1 protein-coding gene and 1 pseudogene are annotated in these 857 nt (G+C 38.3%); one reads left to right on the top strand and one right to left on the bottom strand.

The window, feature by feature from the left end; translation table 11 throughout:
• On the bottom strand, positions 1-518 hold a 518-nt coding region (locus tag CYP51_RS03290; protein WP_141089683.1), incomplete at its 3' end, for a putative sulfate exporter family transporter.
• Positions 519-621: 103 nt separating this feature from the next.
• Here CYP51_RS03290 and CYP51_RS03285 point away from each other — a divergent pair.
• Positions 622-857: pseudogene (locus tag CYP51_RS03285) on the top strand (sugar transferase); the annotation flags it as partial.

Genomic DNA, 857 nt, shown 5'->3' with positions numbered 1-857 from the left:
TTAGCGAAAAATGGATAGGTAACCATGCAGATGATCCCAAAGAGCACCACTGTGCAAATAGCGATAGCAAGCTTGTTAGCATCAGCATTTATCTCATTTTGAGTAGCCATAACAGCAGCTGCGCCGCATATACTAGCCCCTGAGCCAATGAGCACGGCGCTATCCTTACTAAATCCCAAAGTCCTAGCTACAAAAAGCGCAAAAGAAAAGGTCGCAAATACCATAAAAGCTGAGTATATCACGCCAAGGGTGCCGACACTTGCGATCTCGCTAAGGCTTATGTTAAAGCCAAAAAGTATGATGCCTAGCCTTAAAATTTGCTTCCCAGCGATCGCTACGACGCCACTAGATTTTAAAATTTGTGTCTGCTTGGTAAAAAGATTTGCAAAAACGGCGCCTAAAATGATGGAGATGATGAGTGGGCTAGTGTGAAATTTAGCTAAAAGTGTGTTTGAGAGCGTAAAAGAGACGGCACAAATCAGCGATAGAACTAACACAGCGAAAAATTTATGAGACATATTTTAACCTTAATATATTTTTTAAAAATGCAATTAGCACGTTTGGGTATAATTAGACGAATTTTATAATGCAAATTTAAAATAAAGATAAAGGGATAGGACTATGATCATCCTTGGCGAAAAATATGCTTTTACCAGCCTAGAACTAGAAAAGCTTAGAAAGAAATTTGGTCAAGTAAATTTTTTATCCCACGAAAATAGCGACGCAAAAGCCTTGCGAAGCGCACTAGAAAATCTCATAAAATCAAGCGATCAAAGACTGATCGTACTAAATACCGCAAAACCAGTCGATAGTAAATTAGTTAGATTTCTCACGCTTTTGCAGTTTAAAACAAAGTA

Source organism: Campylobacter concisus, from assembly GCF_002912895.1.
GTDB classification, from domain to species: Bacteria; Campylobacterota; Campylobacteria; order Campylobacterales; family Campylobacteraceae; genus Campylobacter_A; species Campylobacter_A concisus_G.
The sequence above is the reverse complement of the archived record's forward strand: the minus strand, read 5'-3'. Positions and strand labels throughout refer to the sequence as shown.